The organism is Glycomyces dulcitolivorans (assembly GCF_003265355.1).
In the GTDB taxonomy this organism is placed as follows: Bacteria; Actinomycetota; Actinomycetes; order Mycobacteriales; family Micromonosporaceae; genus Glycomyces; species Glycomyces dulcitolivorans.
In genome coordinates this window covers 1-2,460 of the sequence record NZ_QFRW01000146.1, presented here as the reverse complement: position 1 = coordinate 2,460, position 2,460 = coordinate 1, and the positions used below count along the sequence as shown (strand labels likewise).

Here is a 2,460-nt window from a genome sequence, read left to right as displayed (position 1 = left end):
GTCCCCGGCGGGCCCGGCGGCGGGGGCGCGAAGCCCGGCTGCGGCGGCACGGGCGGCGGCGTGGACATGCGCCGGCGGACCGCGAGCGTGTCGGACTCCTCGGTCGGCGGCGGCTGCTGGTACTGGCCGGGCTGGTACCGCTGGGTGTGCTCGGGCGGCGGCTGCTGGTCGCTCATGCGGCTCCCCTTCTAGTCCCGGTACTGCGTGGTCAGGGCGGCCGCGTCCATCGCGAGCGGCTCGGCCAGCCACGTGTCGTAGGAGGCCTGCCAGCGGCCGTCGGCGATCATCGCCGCCAGCGCGCCGTTGACGAACCGCGCGAGGTCGGTGTCGCCCTTCTGGAACGCGATCCCGTACGACTCCACCGAGAACGCCTCGCCGACGACCTGGAGCGTCGGGTCCTGCACGGCCATGCCCGCCAGGATCGTGTCGTCGATGGCGACCGCGTCGACCGTGCCCTGCTGGAGCAGCACGAGGCAGTCGTTGAAGTCGGGGACCGTGACCGGCTGGACCTCGGGGTTCACCGCCGCGATGTTCCCGACCGAGGTCGAGCTCGCGCCGGTGCACACCAGCTGGTCGGCGGTCATCTCGGCGAGCCCGGGGATCCCGGAGTCCTTGGTGACCAGGAGGCGCTGGCCGGCGTGGTAGTACTCGGTGGAGAACTCGACGTTCTGCCAGCGCTCGCAGGTGATCGACATGGTGCGCACGACCATGTCGACGCGGTTCTCGGCGAGGGCCGGCTCGCGCTCGCCGGAGGTCATGGGCACCCAGCGGACCTTCGTCGCGTCGCCCATGATCGCCTGGACCATGGCCTTGGCGATGTCGATGTCGAAGCCGGCGAGCTCGTTCGTCTCGGGGTCGCGGTAGCCCATGAGGTTGGTGGACTGGCTGATGCCGATGCGGACCACGCCCGGGTCGTCGAGCGCGGCGCGGGCCTGGTCGGCGGTGACCGAGGCGGGGTTGTACGAGGCGAGCGGGTCGCAGCTGGTGTCCGCTGCGGCGGGGCTGGCGTCGGGGTCGAAGTCGATGCCCTCCGGCAGGGGGGTGGGGACGTCGACCTCCGGCGGCTCCATGTTGGCCGGGCCGGTGCAGGCGGCCAGGACGAGGCAGGCGGCGATGGCGGCGAGCGCCGGTTTCGCGATTCGGATCATGCGTAGTACTCCGCCACTCGCATCTGGATGCCGACGGCGGCGCTGATGAGCGCCGCCAGGGAGAGGGCCGCGAGGCCCGCCGCGGCGCCCGAGAGGGACCGCTGGGCGTCGATCGTGGCCTCGACGAACCGGTCGGCGCTGGTGTCGGTGGCCGACGTCAGCGCCTCGTTGAGGGCGTTGAACGAGGTCTGGAGGCTCGTCTCGTCGTCGCCGACGGCCAGTGCCACCGCCTCGGTGTAGCTGCCCTCCTGCGCGAGTTTGACGACCTCGCCGTGGCCGTTGCTCCAGGCGGTGGCCGCGTCGCGGGCGGCGTCGACGGACGCCGACAGGTCGGCGTCGCCGCTGAAGGCCTCGTCGAGCTGGTCGAGGAGGCCGCCTTCGGCGGCGAGCTCGCTCATGTGCTCGGCGTAGCGGTCGGCGGCCTGCTGGTCCTCGCCGCGGGCGATGAGCAGCAGCGACTCCTCGGCGCGGGCCTGCTGGGCGGCGATCTCGGCCTGCGCGAGCAGTTCGAGGGGCCGCGACCCGTCCTCGTGGGACCGGTCGGTGTGGCCCGCGGAGGCGACCGAAGCGAGCGCGAGCCATCCGGCGAAGACCACGAGCAGGACGGTGGCGCCGACGAGGCCGAGGTTGAACGTGCGGTTCGTCTTGCGCGAGAGCCACATCTGGGCCCACACGAGGGTGCCGAGCGCGGCCAGGACGAGCGCGGCGGCCGCGTACGGGAACGCCGCGGCGCCGTCGCGGGACTCGGTCAGCTGCGCGAGCGCGTTCTCCTGGAGCGTGTGCGCCGAGGGGAGCATCTGCTCGCGCATGAGCGTGGACGCCTGCTCCTGGTAGGTCGCGCCGACCGGCTCGCCGAGCCGGTTGAACGTGCGGGCGGACTCGACCAGGCCCGTGTACACCGGCAGCCGGGCGTTGAGCTCGGCGACCAGTTCGACGTCGGCGGCGTTCTCGACCTCGCCCGCGGCCGTCGCGAGCGCCACGGTGGCGTCGCGCAGCGCGGTCCGGTAGGCGTCGCTGGTCTCCTCCGAGGGCGTGCCCGCCGTCAGGTACGAGGAGGCCGCGGTCGCGTCGGCCTGCGAGAGCGCCTGGTACAGCTGGAGCGCGGCCACCGAGAGGCGCCCGGACTGGCTGGTGGTCTCCTCGATGACCGCGGACTTCGCGAGGATCGAGGTCATGCCGGTGATCCCGGCGCCGAGGATGAGCGCGGCCAGGACCGCGAGGACGCCCCGCAGCTGGCCGGGCGTCTGCCGCAGCGCGGCCGCGACCCGGTCGATCCGCCGACCGGGCGGCGCGCCGGGGGCGGGCTGCACGG

The 2,460-nt window shown here is 73.7% G+C and carries 2 protein-coding genes; both read right to left on the bottom strand.

Features of this window, described 5'->3' with window-relative positions:
• Positions 1–188 precede the first annotated feature (188 nt).
• Positions 189–1,148, bottom strand: coding sequence for a glutamate ABC transporter substrate-binding protein (locus DI269_RS27105; protein WP_157974962.1), 960 nt, complete (start codon positions 1,146–1,148; stop codon positions 189–191).
• On the bottom strand, positions 1,145–2,460 hold a 1,316-nt coding region (locus DI269_RS27100), incomplete at its 5' end, for a hypothetical protein (protein ID WP_157974961.1). The genes DI269_RS27105 and DI269_RS27100, both read right to left, overlap by 4 nt.

Excerpts from the sequence above, each read along its gene's own strand:
- DI269_RS27105 (WP_157974962.1), bottom strand. The coding sequence starts at position 1,148 with ATGATCCGAATCGCGAAACCGGCGCTCGCCGCCATCGCCGCCTGCCTC.